The 26803-nt window shown below is 68.0% G+C and carries 27 protein-coding genes and 1 tRNA gene; 18 read left to right on the forward strand and 10 right to left on the reverse strand.

Going from position 1 to position 26803, the window contains the following annotated elements; all coding sequences use genetic code 11:
- Window positions 1–13: 13 nt before the first annotated feature.
- Window positions 14–2461 (reverse strand): nitrite reductase large subunit NirB, encoded by a 2448-nt coding sequence (gene nirB / locus ACK4ZD_RS03365; protein ID WP_409658798.1) that lies wholly within the window; start codon window positions 2459–2461, stop codon window positions 14–16.
- Window positions 2462–2627: 166 nt separating this feature from the next.
- Here nirB and ACK4ZD_RS03370 point away from each other — a divergent pair, with 166 nt between their 5' ends.
- Window positions 2628–4340 carry a bifunctional protein-serine/threonine kinase/phosphatase gene (locus ACK4ZD_RS03370; RefSeq protein WP_409658800.1) on the forward strand — a complete coding sequence of 571 codons (1713 nt, stop codon included), beginning with the start codon at window positions 2628–2630 and terminating at the stop codon, window positions 4338–4340.
- 42 nt (window positions 4341–4382) lie between these two features.
- Here ACK4ZD_RS03370 and ACK4ZD_RS03375 read toward each other — a convergent pair whose 3' ends face one another.
- On the reverse strand, window positions 4383–5651 hold the full coding sequence (locus ACK4ZD_RS03375) for an MFS transporter (protein ID WP_409658802.1): 1269 nt from the start codon (window positions 5649–5651) through the stop codon (window positions 4383–4385).
- Window positions 5652–5915: 264 nt separating this feature from the next.
- On the opposite strand from ACK4ZD_RS03375, the gene ACK4ZD_RS03380 reads away from it, so the two are divergent.
- Window positions 5916–7175, forward strand: a complete 1260-nt coding sequence (locus ACK4ZD_RS03380) for a type IV pili methyl-accepting chemotaxis transducer N-terminal domain-containing protein (RefSeq protein ID WP_409658804.1) — start codon at window positions 5916–5918, stop codon at window positions 7173–7175.
- A 118-nt stretch (window positions 7176–7293) separates the two neighbouring features.
- A complete protein-coding gene (locus tag ACK4ZD_RS03385; RefSeq protein ID WP_409658806.1) occupies window positions 7294–8391 on the forward strand; it encodes a diguanylate cyclase in 1098 nt (365 codons plus the stop codon).
- A gap of 28 nt (window positions 8392–8419) precedes the next feature.
- Here the strand turns inward: ACK4ZD_RS03385 and ACK4ZD_RS03390 are convergent, their stop codons facing one another.
- The 4 genes from ACK4ZD_RS03390 to ACK4ZD_RS03405 all read right to left on the reverse strand — a co-directional run bounded on the left by ACK4ZD_RS03390 (window position 8420) and on the right by ACK4ZD_RS03405 (window position 10521).
- The gene (locus tag ACK4ZD_RS03390; RefSeq protein WP_409658951.1) at window positions 8420–9202 is read right to left on the reverse strand and encodes a sulfite exporter TauE/SafE family protein; all 783 of its coding nucleotides are present in this window, start codon (window positions 9200–9202) and stop codon (window positions 8420–8422) included.
- 29 nt (window positions 9203–9231) lie between these two features.
- On the reverse strand, window positions 9232–9711 hold the full coding sequence (locus tag ACK4ZD_RS03395) for an EVE domain-containing protein (RefSeq protein ID WP_409658808.1): 480 nt from the start codon (window positions 9709–9711) through the stop codon (window positions 9232–9234).
- 253 nt (window positions 9712–9964) lie between these two features.
- Window positions 9965–10294 carry a cell division protein ZapA gene (zapA, locus tag ACK4ZD_RS03400; protein WP_409658810.1) on the reverse strand — a complete coding sequence of 110 codons (330 nt, stop codon included), beginning with the start codon at window positions 10292–10294 and terminating at the stop codon, window positions 9965–9967.
- Window positions 10291–10521 carry a DUF904 domain-containing protein gene (locus ACK4ZD_RS03405; protein WP_409658812.1) on the reverse strand — a complete coding sequence of 77 codons (231 nt, stop codon included), beginning with the start codon at window positions 10519–10521 and terminating at the stop codon, window positions 10291–10293. Before ACK4ZD_RS03405 ends, zapA begins: the two co-directional genes overlap by 4 nt.
- Window positions 10522–10641: 120 nt before the next feature.
- Between ACK4ZD_RS03405 and cobU the strand changes: the two genes are divergently transcribed.
- Genes cobU through ACK4ZD_RS03425 form a run of 4 tightly spaced genes read left to right on the forward strand, consistent with a single transcriptional unit; the run spans window position 10642 to window position 13617 of the window.
- Window positions 10642–11217, forward strand: a complete 576-nt coding sequence (gene cobU, locus ACK4ZD_RS03410; protein ID WP_409658814.1) for a bifunctional adenosylcobinamide kinase/adenosylcobinamide-phosphate guanylyltransferase — start codon at window positions 10642–10644, stop codon at window positions 11215–11217.
- Window positions 11217–12257, forward strand: a complete 1041-nt coding sequence (cobT, locus tag ACK4ZD_RS03415; RefSeq protein WP_409658816.1) for a nicotinate-nucleotide--dimethylbenzimidazole phosphoribosyltransferase — start codon at window positions 11217–11219, stop codon at window positions 12255–12257. Before cobU ends, cobT begins: the two co-directional genes overlap by 1 nt.
- Window positions 12254–13048, forward strand: a complete 795-nt coding sequence (locus ACK4ZD_RS03420; protein WP_409658818.1) for an adenosylcobinamide-GDP ribazoletransferase — start codon at window positions 12254–12256, stop codon at window positions 13046–13048. Before cobT ends, ACK4ZD_RS03420 begins: the two co-directional genes overlap by 4 nt.
- Window positions 13039–13617 carry a histidine phosphatase family protein gene (locus tag ACK4ZD_RS03425; RefSeq protein WP_409658820.1) on the forward strand — a complete coding sequence of 193 codons (579 nt, stop codon included), beginning with the start codon at window positions 13039–13041 and terminating at the stop codon, window positions 13615–13617. The genes ACK4ZD_RS03420 and ACK4ZD_RS03425 overlap by 10 nt, the downstream gene beginning before the upstream one ends.
- Here the strand turns inward: ACK4ZD_RS03425 and nth are convergent.
- The 4 genes from nth to ACK4ZD_RS03445 form a co-directional block, all read right to left on the reverse strand.
- Window positions 13578–14219 (reverse strand): endonuclease III, encoded by a 642-nt coding sequence (gene nth / locus ACK4ZD_RS03430; protein WP_409658822.1) that lies wholly within the window; start codon window positions 14217–14219, stop codon window positions 13578–13580. The genes ACK4ZD_RS03425 and nth overlap by 40 nt on opposite strands.
- 27 nt (window positions 14220–14246) lie before the next feature.
- Window positions 14247–14900 (reverse strand): electron transport complex subunit RsxB, encoded by a 654-nt coding sequence (rsxB, locus tag ACK4ZD_RS03435; protein WP_409658824.1) that lies wholly within the window; start codon window positions 14898–14900, stop codon window positions 14247–14249.
- Window positions 14897–16195, reverse strand: coding sequence for a polyhydroxyalkanoate depolymerase (locus tag ACK4ZD_RS03440; protein ID WP_409658826.1), 1299 nt, complete (start codon window positions 16193–16195; stop codon window positions 14897–14899). Before ACK4ZD_RS03440 ends, rsxB begins: the two co-directional genes overlap by 4 nt.
- 229 nt (window positions 16196–16424) lie before the next feature.
- Window positions 16425–17624 (reverse strand): amino acid aminotransferase, encoded by a 1200-nt coding sequence (locus tag ACK4ZD_RS03445; RefSeq protein ID WP_409658828.1) that lies wholly within the window; start codon window positions 17622–17624, stop codon window positions 16425–16427.
- Window positions 17625–17723: 99 nt separating this feature from the next.
- Between ACK4ZD_RS03445 and uvrB the strand changes: the two genes are divergently transcribed.
- From uvrB to ACK4ZD_RS03500, 11 genes are all read left to right on the forward strand, one after another.
- Window positions 17724–19838 carry an excinuclease ABC subunit UvrB gene (gene uvrB / locus ACK4ZD_RS03450; protein WP_409658830.1) on the forward strand — a complete coding sequence of 705 codons (2115 nt, stop codon included), beginning with the start codon at window positions 17724–17726 and terminating at the stop codon, window positions 19836–19838.
- 14 nt (window positions 19839–19852) lie between these two features.
- Entirely contained in the window at window positions 19853–20362 is a 510-nt protein-coding gene (locus ACK4ZD_RS03455) for a low molecular weight protein-tyrosine-phosphatase (RefSeq protein WP_409658832.1), read from the forward strand.
- 128 nt (window positions 20363–20490) lie between these two features.
- The gene (gene iscR / locus ACK4ZD_RS03460; RefSeq protein WP_019559624.1) at window positions 20491–21024 is read left to right on the forward strand and encodes a Fe-S cluster assembly transcriptional regulator IscR; all 534 of its coding nucleotides are present in this window, start codon (window positions 20491–20493) and stop codon (window positions 21022–21024) included.
- Between the two features lie 47 nt (window positions 21025–21071).
- The gene (locus ACK4ZD_RS03465) at window positions 21072–22292 is read left to right on the forward strand and encodes an IscS subfamily cysteine desulfurase (protein WP_409658834.1); all 1221 of its coding nucleotides are present in this window, start codon (window positions 21072–21074) and stop codon (window positions 22290–22292) included.
- Between the two features lie 30 nt (window positions 22293–22322).
- Window positions 22323–22727 (forward strand): Fe-S cluster assembly scaffold IscU, encoded by a 405-nt coding sequence (gene iscU / locus ACK4ZD_RS03470; protein ID WP_409658836.1) that lies wholly within the window; start codon window positions 22323–22325, stop codon window positions 22725–22727.
- A 4-nt stretch (window positions 22728–22731) separates the two neighbouring features.
- On the forward strand, window positions 22732–23055 hold the full coding sequence (gene iscA, locus ACK4ZD_RS03475; protein ID WP_409658839.1) for an iron-sulfur cluster assembly protein IscA: 324 nt from the start codon (window positions 22732–22734) through the stop codon (window positions 23053–23055).
- A 70-nt stretch (window positions 23056–23125) separates the two neighbouring features.
- Complete coding sequence (gene hscB / locus ACK4ZD_RS03480) at window positions 23126–23644, forward strand: Fe-S protein assembly co-chaperone HscB (RefSeq protein WP_409658841.1); 519 nt, start codon at window positions 23126–23128, stop codon at window positions 23642–23644.
- A 58-nt stretch (window positions 23645–23702) separates the two neighbouring features.
- Window positions 23703–25559: a Fe-S protein assembly chaperone HscA gene (hscA, locus tag ACK4ZD_RS03485; RefSeq protein WP_409658843.1), complete on the forward strand. Its 1857-nt coding sequence runs from the start codon at window positions 23703–23705 to the stop codon at window positions 25557–25559.
- Between the two features lie 18 nt (window positions 25560–25577).
- Window positions 25578–25916 (forward strand): ISC system 2Fe-2S type ferredoxin, encoded by a 339-nt coding sequence (fdx, locus tag ACK4ZD_RS03490; RefSeq protein ID WP_409658845.1) that lies wholly within the window; start codon window positions 25578–25580, stop codon window positions 25914–25916.
- Between the two features lie 31 nt (window positions 25917–25947).
- Window positions 25948–26655 carry a DNA polymerase III subunit epsilon gene (gene dnaQ, locus ACK4ZD_RS03495; RefSeq protein WP_409658847.1) on the forward strand — a complete coding sequence of 236 codons (708 nt, stop codon included), beginning with the start codon at window positions 25948–25950 and terminating at the stop codon, window positions 26653–26655.
- A gap of 49 nt (window positions 26656–26704) precedes the next feature.
- Window positions 26705–26779 (forward strand) — tRNA-Val (locus ACK4ZD_RS03500).
- The last annotated feature ends 24 nt before the right edge of the window (window positions 26780–26803 follow it).

Genomic DNA, 26803 nt, shown 5'->3' on the forward strand with positions numbered 1-26803 from the left:
GGGGCTCCTTGGGTCAGGCGCTGAGCGCCTCAAACTGGCGGGTGTCGACCTTGGCCTTGTCGAACTCGAACCAGGGGTCGGGCTCGCCGTCCAGCGAGAACTGCAGCCGCGCCCACAGGGCTTTGCGGCCCTCGGCGTCGTCGAGCACCTTCTTCTTCACATGGTCGAGACCGACGCGCCCCACGTAGTGGCAGGTGCGCTCGAGGTACCAGCCCTCCTCGCGGTAGAGCTGCAGGAAGGCGCCGCTGTACTCCAGCACCTCCTGGGGGGTGCGGACCTTGACCAGGAACTGGGCCACCTCGGTCTTGATGCCGCCGTTGCCGGCGATGTAGATCTCCCAGCCCGAATCGACGCCGATCACGCCGACGTCCTTGATGCCGGCCTCGGCACAGTTGCGCGGGCAGCCGCTGACCGCGAGCTTGACCTTGTGCGGGGCATACATGCGCCACAGCGCGCGCTCCAGGTCCTTGCCCATCTGGGTGCTGTCCTGCGTGCCGAAGCGGCACCATTCGCTGCCCACGCAGGTCTTCACGGTGCGCAGGGCCTTGGCATAGGCATGGCCCGAGGGCATGCCGAGATCGTGCCAGACGTGGACGAGGTCTTCCTTCCTCACGCCCAGCAGGTCGATGCGCTGGCCGCCGGTGACCTTGACGGTGGGGATCTTGTACTTGTCCACCACGTCGGCGATGCGGCGCAGTTCGTCGGCGGTGGTCTCGCCGCCCCACATGCGCGGCACCACCGAGTAGGTGCCGTCCTTCTGGATGTTGGCGTGGCTGCGTTCGTTGATGAAGCGTGACTGCGGGTCGTCCTGGGCTTCCTTGGGCCAGGTGGAGAGGAGGTAATAGTTCAAGGCCGGTCGGCAGGTGGCGCAGCCGTTGGGCGTGCGCCAGTTCAGATGGCGCATCACGGCGTCGATGGTGAGCAGCTTGCTGCCGTCGGGCAGTGGCGTGCGGATGGCCCGGCGTACGTCTTCGTGGCTGTGATCGGTGCAGCCGCACAGGGCTTTCTTCTTCGGCGTGGCCGAATAGTCGCCGCCGGCGGTGAACATCAGGAGCTGTTCCACCAGGCCGGTGCACGAGCCGCAGGAGGCACTCGCCTTGGTGTGCTTGCGCACCTCCTCCAGCGTGAACAGGCCCTTGTCCTTGATGGCCTTGCAGATGGCACCTTTGGTCACGCCGTTGCAGCCGCAGACCTCGTCGTCATCGGCCATCGCCGCCGCCTTGTTGTGGCCCTCGTGGCCGGTGTCGCCGATGTTCGATTCACCAAACATCAGCCGGTCGCGGATGTCGTGGACGGGGCGTCCCTCGCGCAGCAGCTTGAAGTACCAGGCGCCGTCGACCGTGTCGCCATAGAGGCAGGCGCCCACGAGCCTGTCGTCCTTGAGCACGAGCTTCTTGTAGACCCCGCCGTAGGGGTCGCTCATCACGATTTCCTCGGTGCCGTCCCCGCCCATGAAGTCACCGGCCGAGAACAGGTCGATGCCGGTGACCTTGAGCTTGGTGGACACCTGCGAGCCCAGGTAGCGGCCGATGCCGAAATGACCGAGATGGGTGGCGCAGACCTTGGCCTGCTCGAACAGCGGGGCCACCAGGCCGTAGGCCACGCCGCGGTGCGAGGCGCACTCGCCCACCGCGTAGATGCGCGGGTCGGTGACGGTCTGCATCGTGTCGGTGACGACGATGCCGCGGTGGCAGTGCAGGCCGATTCTCTCGGCCAGCTCGGTGTTGGGTCGGATGCCTGCGGCCATGACCACGAGGTCGGCCGGCACCTCCGAGCCGTCCTTGAACTGCACAGCCATGACGCGCCCGTCCTGGCCGCCGATCAGCGCCTGGGTCTGGGCACCGATCAGGAACTTCAGCCCGCGTTCCTCCAGTGACTTCTGGAGCATTTTGCCGGCCACGTCATCGAGCTGGCGCTCCATCAGCCAGGGGGCGATGTGCACCACGCTGACCTGCATGCCGCGCAGCATCAGGCCGTTGGCCGCCTCCAGGCCCAGCAGGCCGCCGCCGATCACCACGGCATGTCGGTACTTCGCTGCCGCCTCGATCATGGTGTTGGTGTCGGCGATGTCGCGGTAGGCGATCACGCCGTCGAGGTCCCTGCCCGGCACCGGCAGGATGAAGGGGTTGGAGCCGGTGGCCAACAGCAGCCGGTCGTAGGCGGCCTCGGTGCCGTCCTCGGCACGCACGATGCGGCGGCTGCGATCGACCTCCACCACCTTCTTGCCCAGGTGCAGGGTGATGCCGTTCTCCTCGTACCACGACACCGGATTGAGGATGATCTCCTCCAGCGTCTGCTCCCCCGCGAGCACCGGCGACAGCGCGATGCGGTTGTAGTTCGGATGCGGCTCGGCACCGAAGACCGTGATCTCGTAGAGATCGGGTGCGATCTTCAGCAACTCTTCCAGGGTGCGCACGCCGGCCATGCCGTTGCCCACCATCACCAGTTTCATCTTCTTCATCTGCCGAACTCCATCAATGAGCCTGCCCAGGCGGAAATAGCAAGGGGGATGCCACGACCCGAGGGGCCGCAGCCGCTGGTGTGCACCGTTTCGGGGCTTGCATGGCGCCGCGCTTTGGGCAACAGTGCCGAGCCGTTCCCTTCCGGCGCCCAACGCCCGTGCATCCATGAGCTTCGACGTCGACATAGGCCATGCCAGCGAGCGCGGGCCGCGCGAGAACAACGAGGACTTCGCCGCGGTGGTGCAGCCGGCGCCCTCTGACGAGACGCGCGGCCTGATCGCGGCCGTGGCCGACGGTGTGGCCAGCGGCGGCCAAGGCCGGCTGGCGGCGCAGACCACGGTGATGAGCCTGGTGCAGGATTTCCACGCCGTGCCCGAGACCTGGGACACCACGGTGGCGCTGGACCGGCTCATCGACGCACACAACGCCTGGCTGGCCGGCCACAACCGGCGTGGCAGCGCGCATGGGGCGGCCATGTGCACGCTCACCGCATTGGTGCTGCACGGTCACAGCTACACGCTGGCCCATGTGGGCGACACGCGGGCCTGGCTGTTGCGCGAGGGTGAGTGCTTCCAGCTCACACAGGACCACAGCGTCGACCATCCCGACCTGCGCCATGCCCTGTCGCGCGCGATCGGTCTGGACGACCACGTGCGTGTCGACTACAGCCAGGGCGAGCTGCACCGCGGCGATGTCTTCGTGCTCACCAGCGACGGCGTGCACGGGGTGCTGCGCCGGCGCGACCTGGCAGCGCTTGCGCGCGAGGGCACGGCCCAGGCGGCCAGCGAGGCGCTGGTGCGCGCGGCCCTGGCCGCCGGCAGCCGTGACAACGCCACGGCGCTGGTGATCCGCGTGGCCGGACTCTCGGCCGGCCGCCTGGAGGACCTGTTGCTGCGTGGCCGTCGGCTCCCGGTGCCGCCCCGGCTGCGGGTCGGCGACACGCTGGATGGCTACACCGTCACCGCGGTGCTGGCCGACAACGGCGTGCACCGGCTCTACCAGGCGCGCGAGCGCAGCACGCAGGCCCTGGTGGTGATCAAGACACTGCACGAAGCCCGTGCCGGCGATCCGCAGGAGCGCGCGATGCTGGCGCACGAGGCCTGGCTGGGCAGCCGCGTGGCCCGCGACCGATCGAGGAGCGGCCTGGTGCATGTGCACGACCTGGCCGATCCCAGCGCGTTCTACGTGGTGTACGACTGGCATGGCGGCCAGACCCTGGAGCAGCTCATGGCCCGGGGACGACCCCTGGGTGTGCCCGAGGTCGTGGAGGCCGGCCGTGCGGTGCTTGGGGCCCTGGGGCGGCTGCATCGTCAAGGGGTGATCCACCGGGACGTCAAGCCGGCCAACCTGCACCGGGGGGAGGACGGCCGGTGGCGGTTGCTCGACCTGGGCGTGGCCGTCTCGGGACGCGAGCCCGAGGCCACTCGCAGCCTGCATGCGGGCACCCCCAGCTACATCAATCCCGAGCAGTGGCTGCCCGACGACCCGCTGCCGGCCGATGCCGGCAGCGACCTCTACGCGCTGGGGGTCACGTTGTACCAGGCCCTCACCGGGCGGCTGCCCTATGGCGAGGTCGAACCCTATCAGCTCGCCCGTTTCCGCCACGATCCGCGGCCACCCTCGCAGTGGCGCCCGGACGTGCCCGTCTGGCTGGACCGAGTGGTGCTCAAGGCGGTGGCCCGCGAGCGTCGCCAGCGCTTCGAGACGGCCGAGGAGTTCGCGCTGGCGCTCGAGCGCGGGGCCTCGCGGCCCTTGCCGGCGCGTCCGCCCACGCCGCTGGTGGTGCGCGATCCGGCCGCGCTGTGGAAGATTGCGCTGGCCGTCTCGCTGCTTTTCAACGGGCTGCTCATCGTGTGGCTGCTTTTTCTGCCGCGCTGAGAGCCGATAGGGGGCAAGAGCTGTGCTCATGACCGTCTGCGCTCACTTCGCCATGCCGCGCAGCTCCGGGCGCCCGTAGTCCAGTGGGGAGGACTCGACGGGCGTCACGCGCGCCCGGCCGCCCCGCTCGGCCCAGGTGCGGGTCCAGCGGATCTGCACGATGCGCAGCATCACCAGCAGGCCCAGGGCCAGCACGGCGAAGGAAACGAAGCCCCAGAGGTAGGTGCCGGCGTACTGTTTGGACACCCCCATCGCGTTGGGCAGGAAGCCGCCGCCCAGGGCCCCGATCTCGCCGATCATCGAGCCCGCCACGGCGGTGGTGAGCGGCCAGCGCAGGGGCACGAGCTGGAACAGGGCACCATTGCCCGCCCCCAGGGCCGCGAAGCACAGCATGAACAGCAAGGTGGTGACCACCACCGAGCCGCCGGCGAGGCCGCACAGCACCAGGGTGACGCTGACGATGAGCAGCACGCCGGTGAGCGTGGTCACGCCGCCCACGCGGTCGGAGACGTAGCCGCCCACCACGCGCACGGCCGAGCCCATCAGCGTGGCCAGCATCGTGAGCTGGCCGGCCTCCACCTTGGTGACCTTGAACTGGTCGTGGAAGTAGGTGGGCAGGAAGCTGGCCAGGCCGATGAAGCCGCCGAAGGTGACGATGTAGATCAGGCTGAAGGCCCAGCCGTCTTTCTCGAACAGGCAGGAGATGTGCTCGCGCAGGGTCTGATGCTCGCGGTCGGGCGGCTCCTTGGCAGCCCACCACATCACGGCCATGGGCAGCAGCATCGTGAAGGCCGCCAGGCCGTACACTGTCTGCCAGCCGAAGTGTGTGGCCAGGGGCGGGGCGAACAGCACGGCCAGCACCGTGCCGGAATTGCCGGCACCGGCGATGCCCATCGCCAGCCCCTTGTAGCGCGGCGGATACCAGCCGCTGCCCAGGCTCAGCGCCACACCGAAGCTGGCACCGGCGATGCCCAGCAGCACGCCCATGGCCAGCACGCTGTCGTAGCTGTCCACGAAGAAGAATCCATAGCCCAGGGCCAGCACGATCAGGCCCATCTCCACCATGGCGGCGTTCTTGCGGCCGATGTACTGGGCCAGCACGCCCAAGGGGAAGCGCATCAGGGCGCCGGCCAGGATGGGCACCGAGATCATGAAGCCCTGCTGCGCAGGCGTGAGCTTGAAGCTCTCGCCGATGAACGGGCCCATCGCGCCGTTGAGCACCCAGATGGCGAAACAGAAGTCGAAATAGAGAAAGGACGCGAACAGTGTCGGCCAGTGGCCGGATTTCAGGAAAGTCGTGGAGCCGGACATGACGAGCCTCGATGAACCCGCTGCCCTGCGGGCCGGCGGGAAGGGAGGCACTGTGTTGCGCACGGCATCATGCGCAGGACCGGCGGTGCGGTGCACGGTCCGGGTGCGGCGTTGCACCCTGCTGCAATGCAGCAACATCCGTGCCAAGGCGAGCGCCACACGGCCCGTGCCGCAACGGGTGCGAAGCTTGCTTGTCGCTCCAGGTGTCCCCTTGTCCGGAGTCTTGCCCTGAACGCCCCCGCCTGCCGTCCCGTCACCCTGCTCGTGCTGGCCGAGGATCCCCTGCACCGTGCCACCTTGGAAGCCGATCTGTCGGCCGTGGGTTTTCACGTCCTTGGTGCTACCGTCTGCCACATGCTGGTGCGCGAGGTGGTGCGGCATGCACCGGATGGGGTGGTGGGCTGGACCACCCGCCTCGACGAGGCGTGCGTGCAGGCGTTGGAACGCCTGCGCGACACCGAGCCGCGCCCGGTGCTGCTGTACACGGCTGACACCGAGGTGGAGCGTCTGGACCGCGCCCTGCAGGCCGGGGTGCACGGCTGCGTGGTGCACGGCTATGCACGCGAGCGGTTGCGCACCGAATGGGCGCTGTCTCGGCTGCGTTTCGGACAGGAACGGGCCTTGCGCGATGAGCTTGCCGCTTTGCGGCAGCGCTTCGAGGAACGCAAGCTGGTCGACCGCGCCAAGGGCCTGTTGATGCGCGCCACGCAGATGAGTGAGGACGAGGCCTTCCGGGCGTTGCGTCGGGCGTCCATGCAGGCCAACCGGCGCGTCGGCCTCGTCGCGCGCGAGCTGATCGACGCCGCCCGGCATGGCGAGGCGGTCAACCGGGCCGGGCAGTTGCGCATGCTCTCGCAGCGTCTGGTCAAGCTCCATGCCCTGCGAGCCTGCGGCCTGGAGGTGGAAGACAGCCAGGCCAGGCTGGCTGCTTCCGTGCAGCGTGTCGATGAGAACCTGGCGCTGCTGGCCCGCCATCTGTCGGCTGCCAGCTTCGGCGACCTGCTGGCCTCGGTGCAATCGGCCTGGGCCGCGTTGAAGGCTGGCCTCGGCGGCCCTGCCACCGTGCAGGATCTGCCCGTGGTGGACGCCCATGCCGAGCGGCTGCTCGACCAGGCCGAGCGGCTGACCGCCGTGCTGGAGCAGTCGGGCCCGGCGGCCACACTGCACGTCATCAACGTGGCCGGTCGCCAGCGCATGCTTTCGCAGCGGCTGGCCAAGCAGGTCTTGTTGGCCCACTTGTTGCCTGCGCCGCAGGACCGCTCGGCCCTGGCCGAGGCCCAGACCACTGCCCGCGCCTTCGACGAGGCCCAGGACTACCTGCGCTCGCTGCCTCTGGCCAGCGCGGAACTTCGCGAGTCGCTGGAAGCTGCCGCGCAGGCCTGGTCTGCCGTGCTCGACGGGGCCGGTCGGATCCACCAGGAAGCCGGCCGGATCGCCCTGGCGCGGTCCAGTGAAACGTTGCTGGCCGAACTCGATCGCCTGACCGAACGTTACGAACTGAGCCTCCAGCGGCTGCTCGGTTGAGACTTTTTCGACGCGGTATGCCCCGAATGAGGGGGGTGGGCCGGCCGCCGCGGTGCCCGGAAGGGGTGACAATCCCCCAAAAGGCGGATACCCCGCCGGGCAGAGCAGTACCCACCCCATGACCGACTTGATCGCCGGCTTCGTGCGGCACCGGCCGCTCCACGCGTCGATGGATGACAGCACCGAACCCGCCTCGGGTGACCCCTTGGCCCAGGTCTTGGCCCAGACGCGCCGCAGCGGCCTGGGCCCGGAGGCGCTGGTGCACCTGCTCCAGGCGGCCTGCGAGCAACTGCCCACCGGGATCTATGTCAAAGATGCCCAAGGACGCTACCTGTTCGTGAACGCTGCGGCCGCGGCCGTGCTCGGTCATTCGGTCCACGACGTGATTGGGCACACCGACGCCGAACTGCTCGATGCCGAGGCGGCAGCCGTCCTCAAGGACGGGGACGAGGCGGCGCGTGCCCAGCGCCTGCCGCTGCAGCGTGAGGAAAAGCTCACCTCCCGTGACCTGGTGTGCACCCGCATGGCCGTGCCGCTGGAAGGCCACGGTGTGGGCTTGGCCGGCCTGTGGCTCGACTTCAGCGAGCTGCGCCGCACACAGGACAAGCTTCGGCATGCGCTGCACCTGCTGGAGCAGCAGCAGCGCCAGAACGAGGATCTGCGCCAGGAACTGCGCGACCAGGGCGTGCGCGACCCGCTCACCGGCGTCTACAACGAGCGTCATTTCGAAGAGCAGCTGCGGCGCGAAGTCGACCTGTCTGCGCGCGAGCATCGCGAGTTTGCGCTCGTGACCATCCAGGTCGATGACCACGAGGATCTGGTGGCCCGTCATGGCCGACAGGCCGCCGACCGCTGCCTGCAGTCGCTGGGCCAACTGCTGCGCGGCAACACCCGCGCCATGGATGCCCCCTGCCGGATCGGGGTCGACCGCTTCGCCGTGCTGCTGTCGGGCGTGGGCCTGGCCACGGCGCATGCGCGCATGGAAGGGGTGCGCCGTCAGTGCGAGGCCCAGATCGTCATGCATGACGGCCAGGATCTGCGCTTCACCGTGTCGATGGGGGTGGCGAGCTTTCCTCACACCAGCGACGAGCTGCCTGACCTGCTGCGCCTGGCCGAGCGGGCGCTGTCGGAAGCCCAGCGTCGCGGTGGCAACGGGGTGGTGCTGGCCAGCATCCCCTTCCGGCCCCGGCCGCCCGCATCGGCGCCGGCGCTCTGATTCCCGGCGCGCGGCCGCCGAAGGACGCTCAGCCGGCCAACCCTTTGTACAGCATGTAGGCTGCCAGCCCGTAGAGCAGCACGGCGAAGGCGCGCTTGAGCTGCTTCACGTTCATCGCATGCGCGGCGCGCGCGCCCAGCGGGGCGAACACCACGCTGGCGGCGGCGATCAGCGCCAGCGCCGGCAAGTACAGAAAGCCGAAGGCCCCGGGCAGGGCCGGCGGCAACGACCAGCCGCCCATCACATAGCCTGCCACGTTGGCCAGCGCGATCGGGAAGCCCAGCGCCGCGCTCGTGGCCACGGCGTTGTGGATGGCCACGTTGCACCAGGTCATGAAAGGCACGGAGACGAAACCGCCGCCGGCACCGACCAGACCCGAGAGAAAGCCGATCACGCCGCCTGCGGCCACCTGTCCGGCCGCACCGGGCATCTGCCGGGTGGGCTTGGGCTTTTTGTCCAGCAGCATCTGCGTGGCCGAGAAGCCCACGAAGGCCGCAAAGAAGAGCGCCAGCCACTGACCCTTGAGCAGGGCGAACACCCCCGCGCCGGCCAGCAAGCCGCCCAGCACGATGCCCGGCGCCAGGCCACGCACCAGATCCCAGCGCACGGCGCCACGTTTGTGGTGAGCCCGCACGCTGGAGATCGAGGTGAACAGGATCGTGGCCATCGAGGTGGCAATGGCCATCTTCACCGCCAGTTGCGCCTCGACCCCCCGCTGCGCGAGCAAGAAGGTGAGGAAGGGCACCAGCAGCATGCCCCCGCCGATGCCCAGCAGGCCGGCCAGGAAACCCGTGAAACAGCCCAGCAGCATCAGCTCGGCGATGAACAGCCATTCGAGAGTCAAGACAGCTCCAGCAAGGCAAGGACCGCCCGCCATTCCTCGGGCGTGACGGGGGTGATGGACAAGCGATTGCCCGGCTGCAGCACGCGCATCGTCGCCAGCTCGGGGCGCGTGCGCATCTCCTTGAGGGACAACAGCCGCGTCTTGCGCACCAGCTTCACGTCGCGCAGCATCCAGCGCGGGGCCTCGGGGCGCGAGGCCGGGTCGTGGTAGGGGCTGGATGGGTCGAACTGCGTGGGGTCGGGATAGGGGTCGCTGGCCACCTCGGCCAACCCGGCAATGCCCGGCTCGGGACAAGACGAATGGTAGAACAGCACGCCATCGCCGATGCGCATCGCATCGCGCATGAAGTTGCGCGCCTGGTAGTTGCGCACGCCGGTCCACGGCACCGCCTGCCCGGGGGCCGCGGCGAGGTCGTCGATCGAGCATTCGTCCGGCTCGCTCTTCATGAGCCAGTACTGTTGTTGTTCTTTCGGCATGGGCGAGAGGACGGCAGACGGGGTGTCCGCCGCGAGCCGGGAGCCGCATTCCTGAACCCAGGGGATTCAGGTGGGCGAGGTCAGCAAGGCCTCGGGTTCGTCTGACGCGAGACGATCACACCAGCCAGGCAATGTTCCAGGCCCTTGCTCAGTGAGCATCGGTTCAAGGAAATTTAGAACTCCCGCGAACGCGACGGACCATTTGATTCTACGCCCGTCATTGCACCGAGGCGGGACGACCGAGCCCGTCCCGTCAGAACAGGCGGCCTTCCTGGCTCAAAGCTTCGTCGATGCGTGCGACCAAGGCCCGTAGGGCCTGGCCGTCGGAGGGCGAGGCCGCGTCCACCGAGGCGGTGGAAGGGGCAGGGGAGGGGGCAGACACCGGGCGGTTGGCCAGCTCGAAGGCGATGTTCAGGGCGGCCAGCACCGCGATGCGCTCGCGCGCCTTGACCTTGCCGGCGTCGCGGATCGCACACATCTCCCGGTCCACCGCATTGACGGCTTCCAGCAGGGCCGCCTCGCCGCCGTCGGCACAGCCCAGGATGTAGCTCTGACCCATGATGGTCACTTCGATCTGCTTCATGAGCGCTCCTCCTGTCGATCCGGGGTGGCCTGAGCCGGATCGGCCGGCAGGTGTTCGAGCAGGGCATCGATGCGCGCGCGTGCCGTGTTGAGCCGCTGGCGCAGGCTGTCGCGCTCCTGGGACACCTGGGTGAGCTGCTGCTGGAGCAACTCGTTGGTGCGCCGCAGCTCTTCGTGGCGCAGCAGCAGGCGCTCGATGCGATCGGCAAGTTCGTCGAGGGTTGACATGGGGCGGCCCATCCTTGAACCGCATTGTAGAAGTCCGCGGCCGGGCCCGGTGACGCGGCCACAACGGGGCCAGGCACGGGCGCGGCCTAAAATGCGTGGGGCCTTCGATGCCCCCAGGTGATGCAGCCTGCCCCTGATCTCAACCTCCATCTCATCCTCGGCGGTGCCCGTTCAGGCAAGAGCCGCCATGCCGAGGCCTTGGCCCTTCAAGCCGAGGCGGCGGGGGATCGCATCGTCTACATCGCCACGGCCTGGGCTGGCGACGAGGAGATGCGTTCGCGCATTGCCGAGCACCGCCGGCGGCGGCCGGCGTCCTGGCTGAGCATCGAACTGCCCGATGCCGACTTCGCTCTCGCCGCCACGCTGCGCGCGCAGGTGCACCGCAATTGCTGTGTCCTCGTCGACTGCCTCACGCTGTGGCTGGCCCAGCACCTGTGCCCGCCGCCGGGCGTGCCCGCGCGCGATGTGCAGGCCGAGGTCGATGCCCTGCTCGAGGTGCTGCCCGGCCTGAGCGGCCGGGTGATCTTGGTCTCCAACGAGATTGGCCTGGGCGTCATGCCCATGGGCGCCGACACGCGCCGCACCGTCGATGCGCTGGGCCGGCTGCACCAGCAACTGGCCGAACGTGCACGCCGCGTCACCCTCATGGTGGCGGGGCTGCCCCTGACACTCAAACCCTCGCCCGAAAGCCGCTGATGACCCCTGCCGACCTGCCCCGCATCCTGCCGACCGAAGATGCCCGCCTGCGCGAGCGCCTGCAGCACCGGCTGGACCGCAAGACCAAACCGCTGGGCGCTCTGGGTCGTCTCGAAGCCCTGGCGGTCCAGATCGGTCTCGTGCAGGCCACCGAGGAGCCTGCATTGCGGGATCCTCAGCTCGTGGTTTTTGCCGGTGATCATGGCCTGGCGCGTCAGGGGGTTTCGGCCTATCCCAGCGACGTCACCTGGCAGATGGTCGAGAACTTCCTCGCTGGCGGGGCAGCGGTCAGTGTGCTGGCCCGCCAGCACGGCCTGGCCCTGCGTGTCGTCGATGCGGGCGTGGCGCATGAGTTCGCCCCGCGAGAAGGGCTGCTGATCCGCAAGATCGCCCCCGGCACGGCCGATGCCAGCACCGGTCCGGCCATGACACCCGTCCAGTGCTGGGCGGCGCTGCAATCGGGCATCGAGGTGGTGCGCGGTTTGCCCGGCAACGTGTTGCTCTTGGGCGAGATGGGCATCGGCAACACCTCGGCCGCGGCGCTGCTGCTGGCGCGCTTGGCTCAAGCGCCGCTGGCCGAGTGCGTGGGCCGCGGCACTGGGCTCGACGATGCCGGGCTGATGCACAAGCGCGCCGTGCTGGAGCGTGCCTTGCAGGCCAACGCGTCAGCCGTGTCTCCCCTGGAGGCGCTGGCCGCCCTGGGCGGCTTCGAGATCGCGATGATGACCGGCGCGGTGCTGCAGGCCGCGCACGAGCGGCGCCTGGTGGTCGTCGATGGCTTTATCACTGGCGCGGCCGTGGTGGTGGCCCATGCCCTGGCACCCCAGGTGCTCGACTACTGCGTGTTTGCGCATCGCTCCGAGGAGTCTGGTCATCGTCGCATGCTCGCCCACCTGGGCGTCGAGCCGCTGGTGGATCTGCGCCTGCGCCTGGGCGAGGGTTCGGGGGCGGCCCTGGTCTGGCCGCTCATCGTCTCCAGCGTCAAGCTGCTGGCCGAGATGGCCAGCTTCGAATCGGCCGGGGTGAGCGACCGCTCATGAGCGGACTCGGCCACGAACTGCGGCTGGTCGCGATCGCCTGGCAGTTCTTCACCCGCATCCCGCTGCCGCGTGCCTGGGTGGCCCGTGTCGGCTATGCGCCTGAATGGCTGCAGGCCAGCGCGCGGCACTTCCCGCTGGTGGGCGCGATGGTGGGCGGCTTCAGCGCCGCAGTGTTCGTGCTGGCCGCGTTGTGGCTGCCCCCGGCGATCGCCGTGGGGCTGGCGATGGCGGCCAGCCTGTGGATGACCGGCTGCTTCCACGAAGACGGCTGGGCCGATACCTGCGATGCCCTGGGCGGCGCGGTGAGCCGGGAACGGGCGCTGGCCATCATGAAGGATTCGCGCATTGGCACCTATGGCACGGTGGGCTTGGTGATGATGCTGGGCCTGAAAGCCGCATGCCTGGCGAGCCTGCCCCTCGCCTGGGTGCCGGCGGCCCTGGTGCTGGCGCACACCGTCTCGCGCACGGTGTCGGTCGGTCTGATCCGGGCGCTGCCTTACGGTGGCGACCCGGAGCACGCCAAGGCCAAGCCCTTGGCCACGCAGCTGTCCGGCCCCGGGTGGGCCGTGGCGTTGGCCTGGTCGGGGTTGGCGGCCGCAGGGGCGGCGTTCTTCCTGCCGCCATGGGCGATGGCCGCCGCCCTGGCCGCGGCCGCGCTGGCCGGCCTGTGGTGCGGCCGCTGGCTGCGCTGCCGCCTCGGCGGCTACACCGGCGACGGGCTGGGCGCGGCGCAGCAGCTCTCGGAGCTGGCGCTCTACCTGGCCCTGGTGGCGAGCCTGCGATGGATCTGAGCTTGCGCCTGTGGCGGCACCCCGCACCCCAAGGGGCGCAGGGCCTGTGCCTGGGGCGCACCGATCTGCCCGTCGATCCGCGCCGCGCCCGGCGCCTGGCGCATCGCATCCGCCGTTGGGCCCGAAGCGAGGCGGGCCCGCGCGAGGTCTGGACCTCGCCCTTGCAGCGTTGCCGAGCGGTCGGCGAGTGCCTGTCGTCCTGGGGTTGGCGCCACCACATCGACGACCGGCTGCGCGAGCTGGACTTTGGCGACTGGGATGGGCGGGCCTGGGGGGAGATCCCCATCGAGGCCATCGACGCCTGGTGCGCGGACCTGCGTTACCATCGTCCGGGCGGCGGTGAGAGCCTGGACGATCTCGCGCGGCGCTGCGCCGACTTCCTCGCCGAATGCGGCGGTCAGCGGCGCTATGTCGTCACGCATGGCGGTTGGATGACCACGGCGTGGCATTTGGCGCAGCGCCGACCGCTGCCGGCCACGGCGGCGCTGTGGCCGGCAGCGCCGCCGTATGGCGGCGCGATGGATTTCGCTCAGGCCGCCGCTAGCGTCTTGGGCGAGAACTCGCAATAGCGCGCCACCTGGCACTGCCAACAGCGCGGCCGGCGCGCCTGGCACACATAGCGACCGTGCAGGATCAGCCAGTGGTGGGCATCCACGAGGTAGCGCGGCGGCACCCGCTCCAATAGCTTCGTCTCCACCGCCAACGGTGTCTTGCCCGGGGCCAGGCCGGTGCGATTGCTCACGCGGAAGATGTGCGTGTCCACCGCCATCGTCGGCTCGCCGAAAGCGACATTGAGCACCACGTTGGCGGTCTTGCGGCCCACGCCGGGCAAGGCCTCCAGCGCCTCGCGCGTGCGTGGCACCTCGCCGCCGTGACGTTCCACGAGGATGCGGCAGGTCTCCAGCAGGTGCTTGGCCTTGTTGCGGTACAGTCCAATGGTCTTGATGTAGCCGCACAGGCCGTCATAGCCCAGGGCCAGGATCTGCTGGGGCGTGTGGGCCACGGCAAAAAGCTTGCGCGTGGCCTTGTTCACGCCCACATCGGTGGCCTGGGCCGACAGCAGCACGGCCACCAGCAGCTCGAACACGCTGGTGTATTCGAGCTCGGTGTTGGGCTGAGGGTTGGCCGCCTGGAGGGTGGCGAAGAAGGCGTCGATGTCTTGCGGCGTCATGGGCCGCGATTGTGCCTCGGCGGGGTTTCAGCCGCTGCGCCGCTGCCGGGCCTTGGCCAGGGCGGCTTCGATCACCGCGCGCTTGCGCTCGATCTGCGCCGGGTCGGTGAGCCGGGTCTCGGTTTCCAGGTGTTCGAGCTTGTGCTGGGCCTTGGCCTCCAGCCGGGCCTGGTGCTCGCGGGCCTCCCGGGCCAACCGTTCCCGGTGCCAGTCGTAGCGTTGGCGGGCCTCCCGGGCCTGGGCTTCGCTCCAGGCGGCCCAGCCCGTGGCCGTGGTCACCGGCGTGAGCGAGATGCAATCCACCGGACAGACCGGCACGCACAGCTCGCAGCCCGTGCACAGCTCGTCGATCACCGTGTGCATCTGCTTGTTCGTGCCGACGATGCAGTCCACCGGGCAGGCCTTGATGCACAGCGTGCAACCGATGCACCACGCCTCGTCGATGACGGCGAGCATGCGCGGACCTTCCTTGCCATGGGCCGGAGACAGTGGCTGCACCGGCCGGCCGGTCAGGGCGGCCAGGCGCACAATGCCTTCGGCCCCGCCAGGCGGACACTGGTTGATGTCGGCCTCGCCGGCCGCGATCGCGCGAGCGTAGCCGGCGCAGTCCGGGTAGCCGCAGCGCGTGCATTGCGTCTGCGGCAGCAGGGCATCGATGTCTTCGGGCCGGACTGCGTTCACGAGTCCGCAGTGGTCTTGCGGCGCGCAGCAGCAGCCCGCGGCGCCTCCAGGGGATGCAGTTCGTGCTGCCAGATGAAGTCACGCACGACTGGGTAGACGAGCTGGCGCCAGCGCTTGCCCGAGAAGATGCCGTAGTGGCCGGCCCCCGGCACGGTGAAATGCGGCTGCTCCTTCTTCGGAATGCCCGTGCACAGCTCGTGCGCAACTTGCGTCTGGCCGGCGCCGGAGATGTCGTCGAGCTCCCCCTCCACGGTCAGCAGCGCCGTGGTACGGATGTCCTGCGGTCGCACCAGCTCGCCTCGCACGCGCCAGGTGCCGTTGACCAGCGCGAAGTCCTGGAACACCGTCTTGATCGTGTCCAGGTAGTACTCGGCCGGCATGTCCAGCACGGCGTTGTACTCGTCGTAGAAGGCCCGGTGTGCCTCGGCACTCTCGTCGTCGCCGCGGATCAGGTCCATGAAGTAATCGTAGTGCGAACTCAGGTGGCGATCGGGGTTCATCGCCACGAAGCCGGCGTGCTGAAGGAAGCCGGGGTACACCCGCCGGCCCGCGCCGGGGTAGTTCGGCGGCACGCGGTAGATCACGTTGTGCTCGAACCACTCGTAGCTCTTGTTCATCGCCAGGTTGTTCACTGCGGTGGGCGAACGGCGGGCGTCGATGGGGCCACCCATCATGGTCATCGAGCGCGGCGTGCGCTCGCCGCGGCTGGCCATCAGCGAGATCGCGGCGAACACCGGCACGGTGGGTTGGCACACCGAGATCACATGCACCTCGGGGCCGATGAAGCGGATGAACTCCTCAATGTACTCGACATAGTCGTCGAGATGGAAGGGGCCGGCCTCCACCGGCACCATGCGCGCGTCGATCCAGTCGGTGATGTAGACCTTGTGATCCTGCAGCAGCGTGCGCACCGTGTCGCGCAGCAGCGTGGCATGGTGGCCCGACAGCGGCGCCACCACCAACACCACGGGCTGCTTCTTCATCTTGTCGAGCAAGGCCCCTTCGTCGGTGAAGCGCTTGAAGCGCACCAGCCGGCAGAACGGTTTGGCCAGCGGCACCTGCTCCTGCACGGCCACGTCCACCCCGTCGACCTGGACCGTGTGGATCCCGAACTGCGGTTTCTCATACTCCTTGCACAAGCGGTGCATCAGATCCAGGCTGGCGGCGACGCGGTCGGACAGAGGCACATGGGCAAACGGCGACAGCGGATGGCTGTAGAGCTTGGCAGCGGCGCTGGCGAACTCGGAAAAGGGACTGAGCAGAGCCCGTTGGGTCTCGTAGATTTGGTACAGCATGCGGCCCTCTTCGGTCAGAGTGTTGGCGGGTGGCCTGGGACGTGCAGTGTGGGTTGCTGCACTGCATCATTCTAGGCACGACCTGGCGATCCTGTGTGAAGCCGGGCCTGGGGCAAACGCGCACAAAGGCGGTGAAAGTGCGCCTTTTCGGCGCATATCCCACTCGGATGTCGCCTGGGCGACAGGATGCGCACCGGCCCGGGGCGGTGCCGGTGCGCAGGCGGCTCGGTCAAAGCACCTTCGCGATGGCGGCGGCCACGTAGTCGATGTTCTTGCTGTTGAGTGCGGCCACGCAGATCCGGCCCGAGTCGACGCCGTAGACGCCGAACTCGCTGCGCAGGCGCTGCATCTGTGCCTGGCTCAGGCCCGAGTAGCTGAACATGCCGCGCTGCTGGGTGATGAAGCCCATGTCCTGGGTGACGCCGGCGGCTTTCAGGCGCTCGACCAGGGCCGTGCGCATTTCCTTGATGCGCTTGCGCATGCCGGCCAGTTCCTCTTCCCAGAGCTGGCGCAGGGCGGGTGTGGTCAGCACCGTGGCCACCACCTGGGCGCCGTGGGTGGGCGGGTTGGAATAGTTGGTGCGGATGACACGCTTGAGCTGGCTGAGCACCCGGTCGGCTTCTTCCTTGCTCTCGCACACCACGCTCAGGGCACCCACCCGCTCGCCGTACAGCGAGAAGCTCTTGGAGAACGAGGTGGAGACGAAGAAATCGAGCCCGGCCGCCATGAACTGGCCGATCACTGCGCCGTCCTCGGCAATGCCGTCACCAAAGCCCTGGTAGGCCATGTCCAGGAAGGGCACCAGGCCGGCCGATGTCATGGCAGCGATCACCTCGGTCCACTGGGCCGAGGTGAGGTCATAGCCGGTAGGATTGTGGCAGCAGGCATGCAACACGACGATGGTGCCCGCCGGGGCGGCCTTCAGCGCGGCCAGCATGCCGTCGAAGTTCACGCCGCGGCGCGTCGCATCGTAGTAGGGATAGGTGCCCACCTCGAAGCCGGCATTTTCGAACAGCGCGCGGTGGTTCTCCCAGCTCGGGTCGCTGATCAGCACCCGCGCCTTGGGGTTGAGCTTCTTCAGGAAATCGGCGCCGATCTTCAGCCCGCCCGTGCCACCGAGGCCCTGCACGGTGGCGATGCGCCCGGCCTTCACGGCCTGGCTATCGGCACCGAAAACCAGGCCCTGCACCGCCTTGTCATAGGCCGCAATGCCGTCGATGGGCAGGTAGCCGCGGGCCTTGGGGGCTTCGAGCATCTGCTTTTCCGCGGCGGCCACGCACTGCAGCAGCGGCAACTTGCCATCATCGTCGTAGTACACGCCCACGCCCAGGTTGACCTTGGCCGGGTTCGGGTCGGCGTTGAATTGCTCGTTCAGCCCCAGGATGGGGTCGCGGGGCGCCATCTCGACGGCGGCAAAGAGGGAAGACATGCTCTGTCCTTGTCAGTAGAGGGAAATTCCGATCTGGGCTACGCTCATGGGCTGGCCCCGCCACCCAGCAGCAGGGGAACCCCTCATTCTAGGTTGCCCATGAACGACGTGAGCCTTGCCCACAACGCAGAAGTCGCCACCGCGGTGGACAGCCCCAACGAGGCCCGCTTCATCCGTTTTCCGGACTCCCCCTTCCAGCTCTACCAGCCCTACCCGCCGGCTGGTGACCAGCCTGCGGCCATCGAGGCCCTGGTCGAAGGGGTGCGCGACGGCCTGAGCTTCCAGACCCTGCTGGGCGTGACCGGCTCGGGCAAGACCTACACCATGGCCAACGTGATCGCCCGCCTGGGCCGGCCGGCCATCGTGTTCGCGCCCAACAAGACGCTGGCGGCCCAGCTCTACAGCGAGTTCCGCGAGTTCTTCCCGAGGAACGCCGTGGAATACTTCGTCAGTTACTACGACTACTACCAGCCCGAGGCTTACGTCCCGCAGCGCGACCTCTTCATCGAGAAGGACAGCTCGATCAACGAGCACATCGAGCAGATGCGCCTGTCGGCCACCAAGAGCCTGCTCGAGCGTCGCGACGTGGTCATCGTGGCCACCGTTTCGGCCATCTACGGCATCGGCAATCCCAGCGACTACCACCAGATGGTGATGACGCTGAGGGTGCACGACAAGATGGGCCAGCGCGACGTGATCGCCCAGCTCGTGCGCATGCAGTACCTGCGCAACGAGACGGAGTTCTCTCGCGGCACCTTCCGTGTGCGCGGCGACACCATCGACGTCTTCCCGGCCGAACACTCCGAGTTGGCCCTGCGCATCGAGCTCTTCGACGACGAGGTCGAGTCGCTGCAGCTGTTCGACCCGCTCACCGGCCGCATCCGCCAGAAGATCCCGCGCTTCACCGTCTATCCCAGCAGCCACTACGTCACGCCGCGCGAGCGCGTGCTGGCGGCCATCGAGACCATCAAGGAAGAGCTGCGCCAGCGCCTGGACGAGCTGGTGAAGGCCGGCAAGCTGGTCGAGGCCCAGCGCCTGGAGCAGCGCACCCGCTTCGACCTGGAAATGCTCCAGGAGGTCGGCCACTGTAAGGGTATCGAGAACTACACCCGCCACCTCTCGGGGGCGCGGCCGGGCGAGCCCCCGCCCACGCTGGTGGACTACCTGCCGCCCGACGCGCTGATGTTCCTCGACGAGAGCCACGTCCTCATCGGCCAGCTCGGCGGGATGTATAACGGTGACCGCTCGCGCAAAACCACGCTGGTCGAATACGGCTTCCGCCTGCCCTCGGCGCTGGACAACCGGCCGCTGAAGTTCGAGGAGTTCGAAACCAAGATGCGCCAGGTCATCTTCGTCTCGGCCACCCCCGCCGACTATGAGCAGCGCACCTCGGGCCAGGTGGTCGAGCAGGTCGTGCGTCCCACCGGCCTCGTCGACCCGGTGGTGGAGGTGCGACCGGCCACGCACCAGGTCGACGACGTGCTGGGCGAGATCCGCCTGAGGGTGCAGGCCGGCGAACGCGTGCTCATCACCACCCTGACCAAGCGTATGGCCGAGCAGCTCACTGACTATTTGGCCGACAACGGCGTCAAGGTGCGCTATCTGCACTCCGACGTCGACACTGTCGAGCGCGTGGAAATCATTCGCGACCTGCGCCTGGGCAGCTTCGACGTGCTGGTGGGCATCAACCTGCTGCGTGAAGGCCTGGACATCCCCGAGGTGTCGCTGGTGGCCATCCTCGACGCCGACAAGGAGGGCTTTCTGCGCTCGGAGCGCTCGCTGATCCAGACCATCGGCCGGGCTGCGCGCAACCTCAACGGCAAAGCGATCCTCTATGCCGACCAGATCACCGACTCGATGAAGCGGGCCATCGACGAGACCGAGCGGCGTCGCGCCAAGCAGCTTGCCCACAACCAGGCCCAGGGCATCACGCCGCGCAGCGTGGTCAAGCAGGTCAAGGAGCTGATCGACGGCGTCTATACCGACAAGACTGGCCGGGACGACCTGCAGGCCGTCCACGCCGCCGCCGAGGTCGAGGCTCTGTCCGAGAAGGATCTGGGCAAGCGCATCAAGCAGCTGGAAAAGCAGATGCTCGAACACGCCCGCAACCTCGAATTCGAGAAGGCTGCCCGCGTGCGCGACCAGCTCGCGCTGCTCAAGGAGCAGGCCTTCGGCGCCGCCGTGGGCGACCACATCGTGCCGCTGCGGCCGTGAGGGGAGGGCGGCAGATGCAACGTGTCGGCCTGTTGTTCGTCTGCATGGGCAACATCTGTCGCTCGCCCACGGCTGAAGCCGTGGTGCGCTACCATGTCGAACGTGCGGGACTGGCCGATCGAGTGTGGCTGGATTCCGCGGGCACCCATGGCTACCACATCGGTGCACCGCCCGACGAGCGTTCGCAGGCGCACGCCGCACGCCGAGGCTACGACCTGAGCGCCCTGCGCGCGCGCCGGGTGGAAGCTGCCGACTTCCAGCGATTTGAACTGATCCTGGCCATGGACCACGGCAACCTGCGCTGGCTGCGCGACGAGTGCCCGCCGGCCGAACGCCACAAGCTGCGCCGCATGATGGAATTCGCCCCGCCTCCGCGGCGCGAGGAGGTGCCCGACCCCTACTATGGCGGACCCGCCGGCTTCGAACTGGTGCTGGACTGCCTGGAATCGGCGGCGCAGGGCCTGGTGGCGCATCTGAGCGCGCAGCTCGTACCGGCCTGCGGGAACTTCCGAAGCCAAACTTGACCAAAAAACTAGGCTTCAGGCATAATCGAGTAAATCACTCGGATTCATCCGAGGGTTAACCCGGGCCACAAGCCTTGTTTGGGTTCAACCGATGATCACCCTCCGGGTGACAGTACAAGGAGTTCGACATGCGTCTTACCACCAAAGGCCGCTTTGCCGTCACCGCCATGATCGACCTCGCGCTGCGCGAGCATCAGGGCCCGGTGGCCCTGGCCGCCATCAGCCAGCGCCAGCAGATCTCCTTGTCGTACTTGGAGCAACTGTTCGGCAAGCTGCGCCGTCACGAGCTGGTCGAGAGCACCCGCGGCCCGGGCGGCGGCTACTCTCTGGGCCGCAAGGCTGAGGACATCACCGTGGCTGACATCATCGTCGCGGTGGACGAGCCGATCGACGCCACCGGCTGCGGCGGCAAGGAAAACTGCATGGGCGAGGACCAGGGCCGCTGCATGACGCACGACCTGTGGGCCAGCCTGAACGCGAAGATGATCGAGTATCTCGACTCCATCACCCTGCGCAAGCTGGTGGAAGACCAGCTCGCCCGTGGTGTGTCGATCGAGGAGCAGCCGGTCAAGCGGGCCATCTCCAGCCAGCCGGTCGTCAAGCCGATCAAGGTCAACGCCCCCAATTCAGTGTTTGCCCTGGGCAACGCCTTTTCGAAGTAACGCACCCACGCCAGCAGGGGCCTGCGGGCCCCGCCTTGCAAGCCGACATGGACATGACCCCGCATTTCCCGATCTACATGGACTACGGCGCCACGACACCGGTGGACCCGCGCGTGGTGGACGCGATGATCCCCTGGCTGCGTGAGCATTTCGGCAACCCGGCCTCGCGCAGCCATGCCTGGGGCTGGGAGGCCGAGGAGGCCGTCGAGAAGGCGCGCGCCCAGGTGGCCGAGCTGATCGGCGCCGATCCGCGCGAGATCGTCTGGACTTCTGGGGCGACCGAGTCGAATAACCTCGCACTCAAGGGTGCGGCGCACTTCTACAAGGGCAAAGGCAAGCACCTCGTGACGGTCAAGACCGAGCACAAGGCCGTGCTCGACACCATGCGGGAACTCGAGCGCCAGGGCTTCGAGGTGACCTACCTGGACGTGCAGGAAGACGGCCTGCTCGACCTCGACCGCTTCAAGGACGCGCTGCGCCCCGACACGATCTTGGTCTCGGTGATGTACGTGAACAACGAGATCGGCGTGGTCCAGGACATCCCGACCATCGGCGCGATGTGCCGCGAGCGCGGCATCCTCTTCCACGTCGATGCGGCCCAGGCCACCGGCAAGGTCGAGATCGATCTGTCCATCTTGCCGGTGGACCTGATGAGCCTGGCCTCGCACAAGACCTACGGTCCCAAGGGCATCGGTGCGCTCTACGTGCGACGCAAGCCGCGCGTGCGCCTGGAAGCCCAGATGCACGGTGGCGGCCACGAGCGCGGCATGCGCTCGGGCACCCTGCCCACGCACCAGATCGTCGGCATGGGCGAGGCCTATCGCATCGCCAAGGCAGAGATGGGTACCGAGATCGAGCGCATCCGCATGCTGCAGCAGCGCCTGCTCAAGGGCCTTCAGGACATCGAACAGGTCTACATCAACGGCCATCTCGAAAAGCGCGTGCCGCACAACGTGAATGCCTCGTTCAACTTCGTTGAGGGCGAGTCGCTGATCATGGGCATCAAAGGTATCGCGGTGTCCTCGGGATCGGCCTGCACCTCGGCCAGCCTGGAGCCCAGCTATGTGCTGCGCGCACTGGGCCGCAGCGACGAGCTGGCGCATTCGAGCCTGCGCATCACCATCGGCCGTTTCACCACCGAGGAAGAGATCGACTACGCGGTGGCCACGCTCAAGGACCGTGTGGCCAAACTGCGAGAATTGTCCCCGCTGTGGGAGATGTACCAGGACGGCGTGGATCTCAGCACGATCCAGTGGACCGCCCATTGACACAGCCAGAGCAGTAGTTGGAGAGCGACCATGGCATACAGCGACAAAGTCATCGACCATTACGAGAACCCGCGCAACGTCGGTTCCTTCGACAAGGGGGATGCCAACGTGGGCACCGGCATGGTGGGCGCGCCTGCCTGCGGTGACGTGATGAAGCTGCAGATCAAGGTCAATCCGGCCACCGGCGTGATCGAGGATGCCCGCTTCAAGACCTATGGTTGCGGCTCGGCGATCGCCTCGAGCTCGCTGGTCACCGAATGGGTCAAAGGCAAGACCCTGGATGAGGCCATGAACCTCAAGAACACCCAGATCGCCGAGGAACTGGCGCTGCCCCCGGTGAAGATCCATTGCTCGATCCTGGCCGAAGATGCGATCAAGGCCGCGGTGAACGACTACAAGGCCAAGGCCGGTGCGGCCGCGGCGCAGACCCACTGACACCATGGCCGTGACCCTGACCGAGGCGGCAGCCCGCCACGTCGCCCGCTACCTGAGCCGTCGCGGCAAGGGCGTGGGCGTGCGTCTGGGCGTGAAGACCACCGGCTGCTCGGGGCTGGCCTACAAGCTCGAGTACGCTGACGAGGTGGCCCCCGAGGACCATGTCTTCGAGGGCCATGGCGTCAAGATCCTGGTGGATCCCAAGAGCCTGCCCTATCTCGAAGGCACCCAGCTCGACTTCGTGCGTGAGGGGCTGAACGAGGGCTTCAAGTTCAACAATCCCAACGAGAAGGACCGCTGCGGCTGCGGGGAGTCCTTCCGCATCTGAGCGGCACCCGATCCGGTCGCTCCTGCCGTGCGGGCAGCGGCTCGCCGGGGCGTCTTGCGTCCCTTCGACCATGAATCTCCAGGCCAACGACTTCGAGCTCTTCGGGCTGCCTGCACGCCAGGCACTGGACCGTGCGGAGCTGGAAGCACGCTGGAAGGCGCTTCAAGCCCGCGTGCATCCGGACCGCTTCGCCGCCGAAGGGGCGGCCGCCCAACGGGTGGCGATGCAATGGGCCGTGCGGGTCAACGAAGCCTACCACCGCCTGAGGGATCCGCTGCGCCGCGCGGCCTATCTGTGCGAACTGCGCGGCGCCTCGATCGGGGCGCACAACAACACGGCCATGCCGCACGACTTCCTGATGCAGCAGATGGCCTGGCGTGAGACGCTGGACGAGGCGGCGGACGAGGCTGCGCTAAAGGCCTTGGCCGACGAGGTGCAGACCGAGCGAAGCCACCGGCTGGCCATGTTGCAGGTCTTGCTGGACGATCAAGGCGACGCCCAGGCAGCAGCCCACCAGGTCAGAGCCCTCATGTTCATCGAGCGCTTTGCCGAGGAGGTCGAGCGCCGACTCGACGGCCTGGGACAATAGACGCCGCGGCCCCCTGACACCGCGTCTGCCCGGGCCCGTTTCCGACACACGCTTTTCCATGGCACTCCTGCAGATCTCCGAACCTGGCCAATCGCCCGACCCGCACCAGCGACGTCTGGCGGTGGGCATCGACCTGGGCACCACGCATTCGCTCGTGGCCGCGGTGCGCCATGGTGTACCCGAGTGTCTGCCCGATGCCCAGGGCCGTGTGATCCTGCCCTCGGCCGTGCGCTACTTGGGGCAGGGGCGGCGTTCGATTGGTCACGAGGCACTGTCCGCGCAGGCAGACGACCCGGAAAACACCCTCGTTTCGATCAAGCGCTTCATGGGCCGGCGTCTGGCCGACATCGAAGGACGCGAGAAGCTGCCCTACCACTTCATCGACCAGCCGGGCATGGTGGCGATCGCCACCCGCGAGGGCGAGAAGTCGCCGGTGGAGGTGTCGGCCGAGATCCTGGCCACGCTGCGCCAGCGCGCCGAGGAGAGCTTCGACGACGAGGTCTTCGGTGCGGTCATCACCGTGCCGGCCTATTTCGATGACGCCCAGCGCCAAGCCACCAAGGACGCGGCCCGTCTGGCCGGCCTGAACGTGCTGCGCCTGATCAACGAGCCGACGGCGGCGGCCATCGCCTATGGACTGGAGCATGGCTCCGAAGGGCTGTATGCCGTCTACGACCTGGGCGGCGGCACCTTCGATATCTCGCTGCTGCGTCTGTCCAAGGGCGTGTTCGAGGTCGTGGCCACCGCCGGCGACACTGCGCTGGGCGGAGACGACATCGACCACGCCCTGGCCGACTGGGCGCTGGCCCAGGCGGGGTTGGTTGCGCGCTCGGCCCAGGACAAGCGCGCCGTGCTGGTGGCCGCGCGCCGGGCCAAGGAGGCCCTGTCCTCGGCGGAGCGCACGGTGATGCAATGCCCGGTGGGAGAGCGCGACCTGGTACTGGCCGTCACGCGCGAGCAGCTCGAGGCGCTGGCGCGCCCGCTGGTGGACCGCACGCTCGCCACGGTGCGCAAGGTGTTGCGCGACGCCAAGGCCCGGGTCGAGGATGTGCAGGGCGTGGTGATGGTGGGCGGCTCCACCCGCATGCCCCTGGTGCGCCGGGCCGTGGGAGCCTGCTTCGGCCGCGACCCCCTCGTCAACCTCAACCCCGACGAGGTGGTGGCCCTGGGGGCGGCCATTCAGGCGCACGCCCTGGCCGGCAATGCCGGTGCGCAGGAGCTGCTGCTGCTCGACGTGATCCCGCTGTCGCTCGGGCTGGAAACCATGGGCGGGCTGGTGGAGCGCATCATCCCGCGCAACAGCACCATTCCTACCGCGCGTGCCCAGGATTTCACCACCTTCAAGGACGGCCAAACCGCCATGGCCATCCACGTGGTGCAGGGCGAGCGCGAGCAGGTCGAGCACTGCCGCTCGCTGGCGCGCTTCGAGCTGCGCGGCATCCCCCCGATGGCCGCCGGCGCGGCGCGTATCCGCGTGAGCTTTGCGGTCGATGCCGACGGCTTGCTGCAGGTGTCGGCCCGCGAGGAGACCTCGGGTGTGGAGGCGGCCGTCAGTGTCAAACCCAGCTACGGCCTGAGCGACGAGCAGATCGCCCGCATGCTCCAGGAAGGCTTTGCCACGGCCGAGGCCGACATGAAGGACCGTGCCCTGCGCGAAGCCCGCGTCGAGGCCGAACGCCTGTTGCTGGCCACGCAATCGGCGCTGGACCAGGATGGCGACCTGCTGTCGCAGCCTGAGCGCCAGGCCATCGACGCCCTGATGCAGCGTTTGCGCGACGTGGCTGCCGGCGGCGACCACCATGCGATCGAGGCGGCCACCCGGGCCCTGGCCGATGGCACCGAGGCCTTCGCCGCCGAGCGCATGAACCGCAGCATCCGCGATGCGCTGTCGGGCCGCCGGCTCGACGAGATCTGAAGCCCCCACGAGAACTCCATGCCCGTCATCAAGATCCTGCCGCACAGCGAGTACTGCCCCGAGGGCGCCCAGATCGAGGCGCCTGCCGGCACCTCGATCTGCGAGGCGCTGCTCGACCACAACATCGAGATCGAGCACGCCTGCGAGATGAGTTGCGCCTGCACGACCTGCCACGTGATCGTGCGCGAGGGCTACGAGTCGCTCAACGAGCCCGACGAGAGCGAGGAGGACATGCTCGACCGCGCCTGGGGCCTGGAGCCGCAATCGCGCCTGTCATGCCAGGCCATCCTGGCGAACAAGGACGTGACCATCGAGATCCCGAAGTACTCGATCAACCACGCCAAGGAAAAGCACTGAGCCGTCCGGGTCGAACCGCGATAATCGCGGCATGACCCGCCAGATCTTCTTCGACACCGAGACCACCGGCCTGAATCCCGAGGCGGGCGACCGCATCATCGAGATCGGCTGCGTCGAGTTCGTGAACCGGCGTCCCACTGGGAACAACAAGCACTTTTACATCAACCCCGAGCGGGCCAATCACGAGGATGCGGTCAAGATCCACGGCCTGACCGACGAGTTCCTGGCCGACAAGCCGGTCTTTGCCGCCATCGTGGACGAGCTGATGGCCTACCTCGAGGGCGCCGAGGTGCTGATCCACAACGCCAGCTTCGACCTCGGCTTCATGGACGCCGAGCTGCGGCGCCTGGGCCGGCCGCGCTTCATCGAGCACCGCCTGACGGTGACCGACACGCTGCTGATGGCGCGCGAGATGTATCCGGGCAAGTCCAATTCCCTGGACGCGCTGTGCCGCAGGTTGGAAGTGGACAACTCCAACCGCAGCCTGCACGGCGCGCTGCTGGACGCAGGCTTGCTGGCCGAGGTCTACATCCAGATGACCCGCGGCCAGGAGTCCCTGGTCATCGAGGCCGAGGAGGGCGGCACAGCCGAAGTGCAGGTGTCTCGCATCGATCTGCGCCAGTTCACGCTGCCCGTGCTGGCCGCGACCGAGGCCGAAGCGGTGGCGCACGAGCAAGTGCTGGAAGAACTCGACAAATCTTCCAAAGGCAAGACACTCTGGCGAAAACTTATGGCATAATCTTTGTCTTTCGGGAGAACTGCGTTGCAGCCTCTCGGTCCGGATTCCCGGGTGGTTAGCTCAGCGGTAGAGCACTGCCTTCACACGGCAGGGGTCGCAGGTTCGAACCCTGCACCACCCACCAAACCCTCGAGGGCCTGGCCATGTG

This window comes from Caldimonas sp. (assembly GCF_046291045.1).
In the GTDB taxonomy this organism is placed as follows: Bacteria; Pseudomonadota; Gammaproteobacteria; order Burkholderiales; family Burkholderiaceae_C; genus Caldimonas.

Coding starts and splice junctions, on each gene's coding strand:
- cobU (WP_409658814.1), top strand. CDS start 10,642: ATGCAGCCTGCCCCTGATCTCAACCTCCATCTCATCCTCGGCGGTGCC.
- hscB (WP_409658841.1), top strand. CDS start 23,126: ATGAATCTCCAGGCCAACGACTTCGAGCTCTTCGGGCTGCCTGCACGC.
- iscU (WP_409658836.1), top strand. CDS start 22,323: ATGGCATACAGCGACAAAGTCATCGACCATTACGAGAACCCGCGCAAC.
- ACK4ZD_RS03445 (WP_409658828.1), bottom strand. CDS start 17,624: ATGTCTTCCCTCTTTGCCGCCGTCGAGATGGCGCCCCGCGACCCCATC.
- ACK4ZD_RS03455 (WP_409658832.1), top strand. CDS start 19,853: ATGCAACGTGTCGGCCTGTTGTTCGTCTGCATGGGCAACATCTGTCGC.
- ACK4ZD_RS03385 (WP_409658806.1), top strand. CDS start 7,294: ATGACCGACTTGATCGCCGGCTTCGTGCGGCACCGGCCGCTCCACGCG.
- dnaQ (WP_409658847.1), top strand. CDS start 25,948: ATGACCCGCCAGATCTTCTTCGACACCGAGACCACCGGCCTGAATCCC.
- ACK4ZD_RS03425 (WP_409658820.1), top strand. CDS start 13,039: ATGGATCTGAGCTTGCGCCTGTGGCGGCACCCCGCACCCCAAGGGGCG.
- iscA (WP_409658839.1), top strand. CDS start 22,732: ATGGCCGTGACCCTGACCGAGGCGGCAGCCCGCCACGTCGCCCGCTAC.
- iscR (WP_019559624.1), top strand. CDS start 20,491: ATGCGTCTTACCACCAAAGGCCGCTTTGCCGTCACCGCCATGATCGAC.
- ACK4ZD_RS03395 (WP_409658808.1), bottom strand. CDS start 9,711: ATGCCGAAAGAACAACAACAGTACTGGCTCATGAAGAGCGAGCCGGAC.
- ACK4ZD_RS03370 (WP_409658800.1), top strand. CDS start 2,628: ATGAGCTTCGACGTCGACATAGGCCATGCCAGCGAGCGCGGGCCGCGC.
- nth (WP_409658822.1), bottom strand. CDS start 14,219: ATGACGCCGCAAGACATCGACGCCTTCTTCGCCACCCTCCAGGCGGCC.
- ACK4ZD_RS03440 (WP_409658826.1), bottom strand. CDS start 16,195: ATGCTGTACCAAATCTACGAGACCCAACGGGCTCTGCTCAGTCCCTTT.
- ACK4ZD_RS03465 (WP_409658834.1), top strand. CDS start 21,072: ATGGACATGACCCCGCATTTCCCGATCTACATGGACTACGGCGCCACG.
- ACK4ZD_RS03420 (WP_409658818.1), top strand. CDS start 12,254: ATGAGCGGACTCGGCCACGAACTGCGGCTGGTCGCGATCGCCTGGCAG.
- cobT (WP_409658816.1), top strand. CDS start 11,217: ATGACCCCTGCCGACCTGCCCCGCATCCTGCCGACCGAAGATGCCCGC.
- uvrB (WP_409658830.1), top strand. CDS start 17,724: ATGAACGACGTGAGCCTTGCCCACAACGCAGAAGTCGCCACCGCGGTG.
- zapA (WP_409658810.1), bottom strand. CDS start 10,294: ATGAAGCAGATCGAAGTGACCATCATGGGTCAGAGCTACATCCTGGGC.
- ACK4ZD_RS03390 (WP_409658951.1), bottom strand. CDS start 9,202: ATGCTGCTGGGCTGTTTCACGGGTTTCCTGGCCGGCCTGCTGGGCATC.
- hscA (WP_409658843.1), top strand. CDS start 23,703: ATGGCACTCCTGCAGATCTCCGAACCTGGCCAATCGCCCGACCCGCAC.
- ACK4ZD_RS03375 (WP_409658802.1), bottom strand. CDS start 5,651: ATGTCCGGCTCCACGACTTTCCTGAAATCCGGCCACTGGCCGACACTG.
- fdx (WP_409658845.1), top strand. CDS start 25,578: ATGCCCGTCATCAAGATCCTGCCGCACAGCGAGTACTGCCCCGAGGGC.
- nirB (WP_409658798.1), bottom strand. CDS start 2,461: ATGAAGAAGATGAAACTGGTGATGGTGGGCAACGGCATGGCCGGCGTG.
- ACK4ZD_RS03405 (WP_409658812.1), bottom strand. CDS start 10,521: ATGTCAACCCTCGACGAACTTGCCGATCGCATCGAGCGCCTGCTGCTG.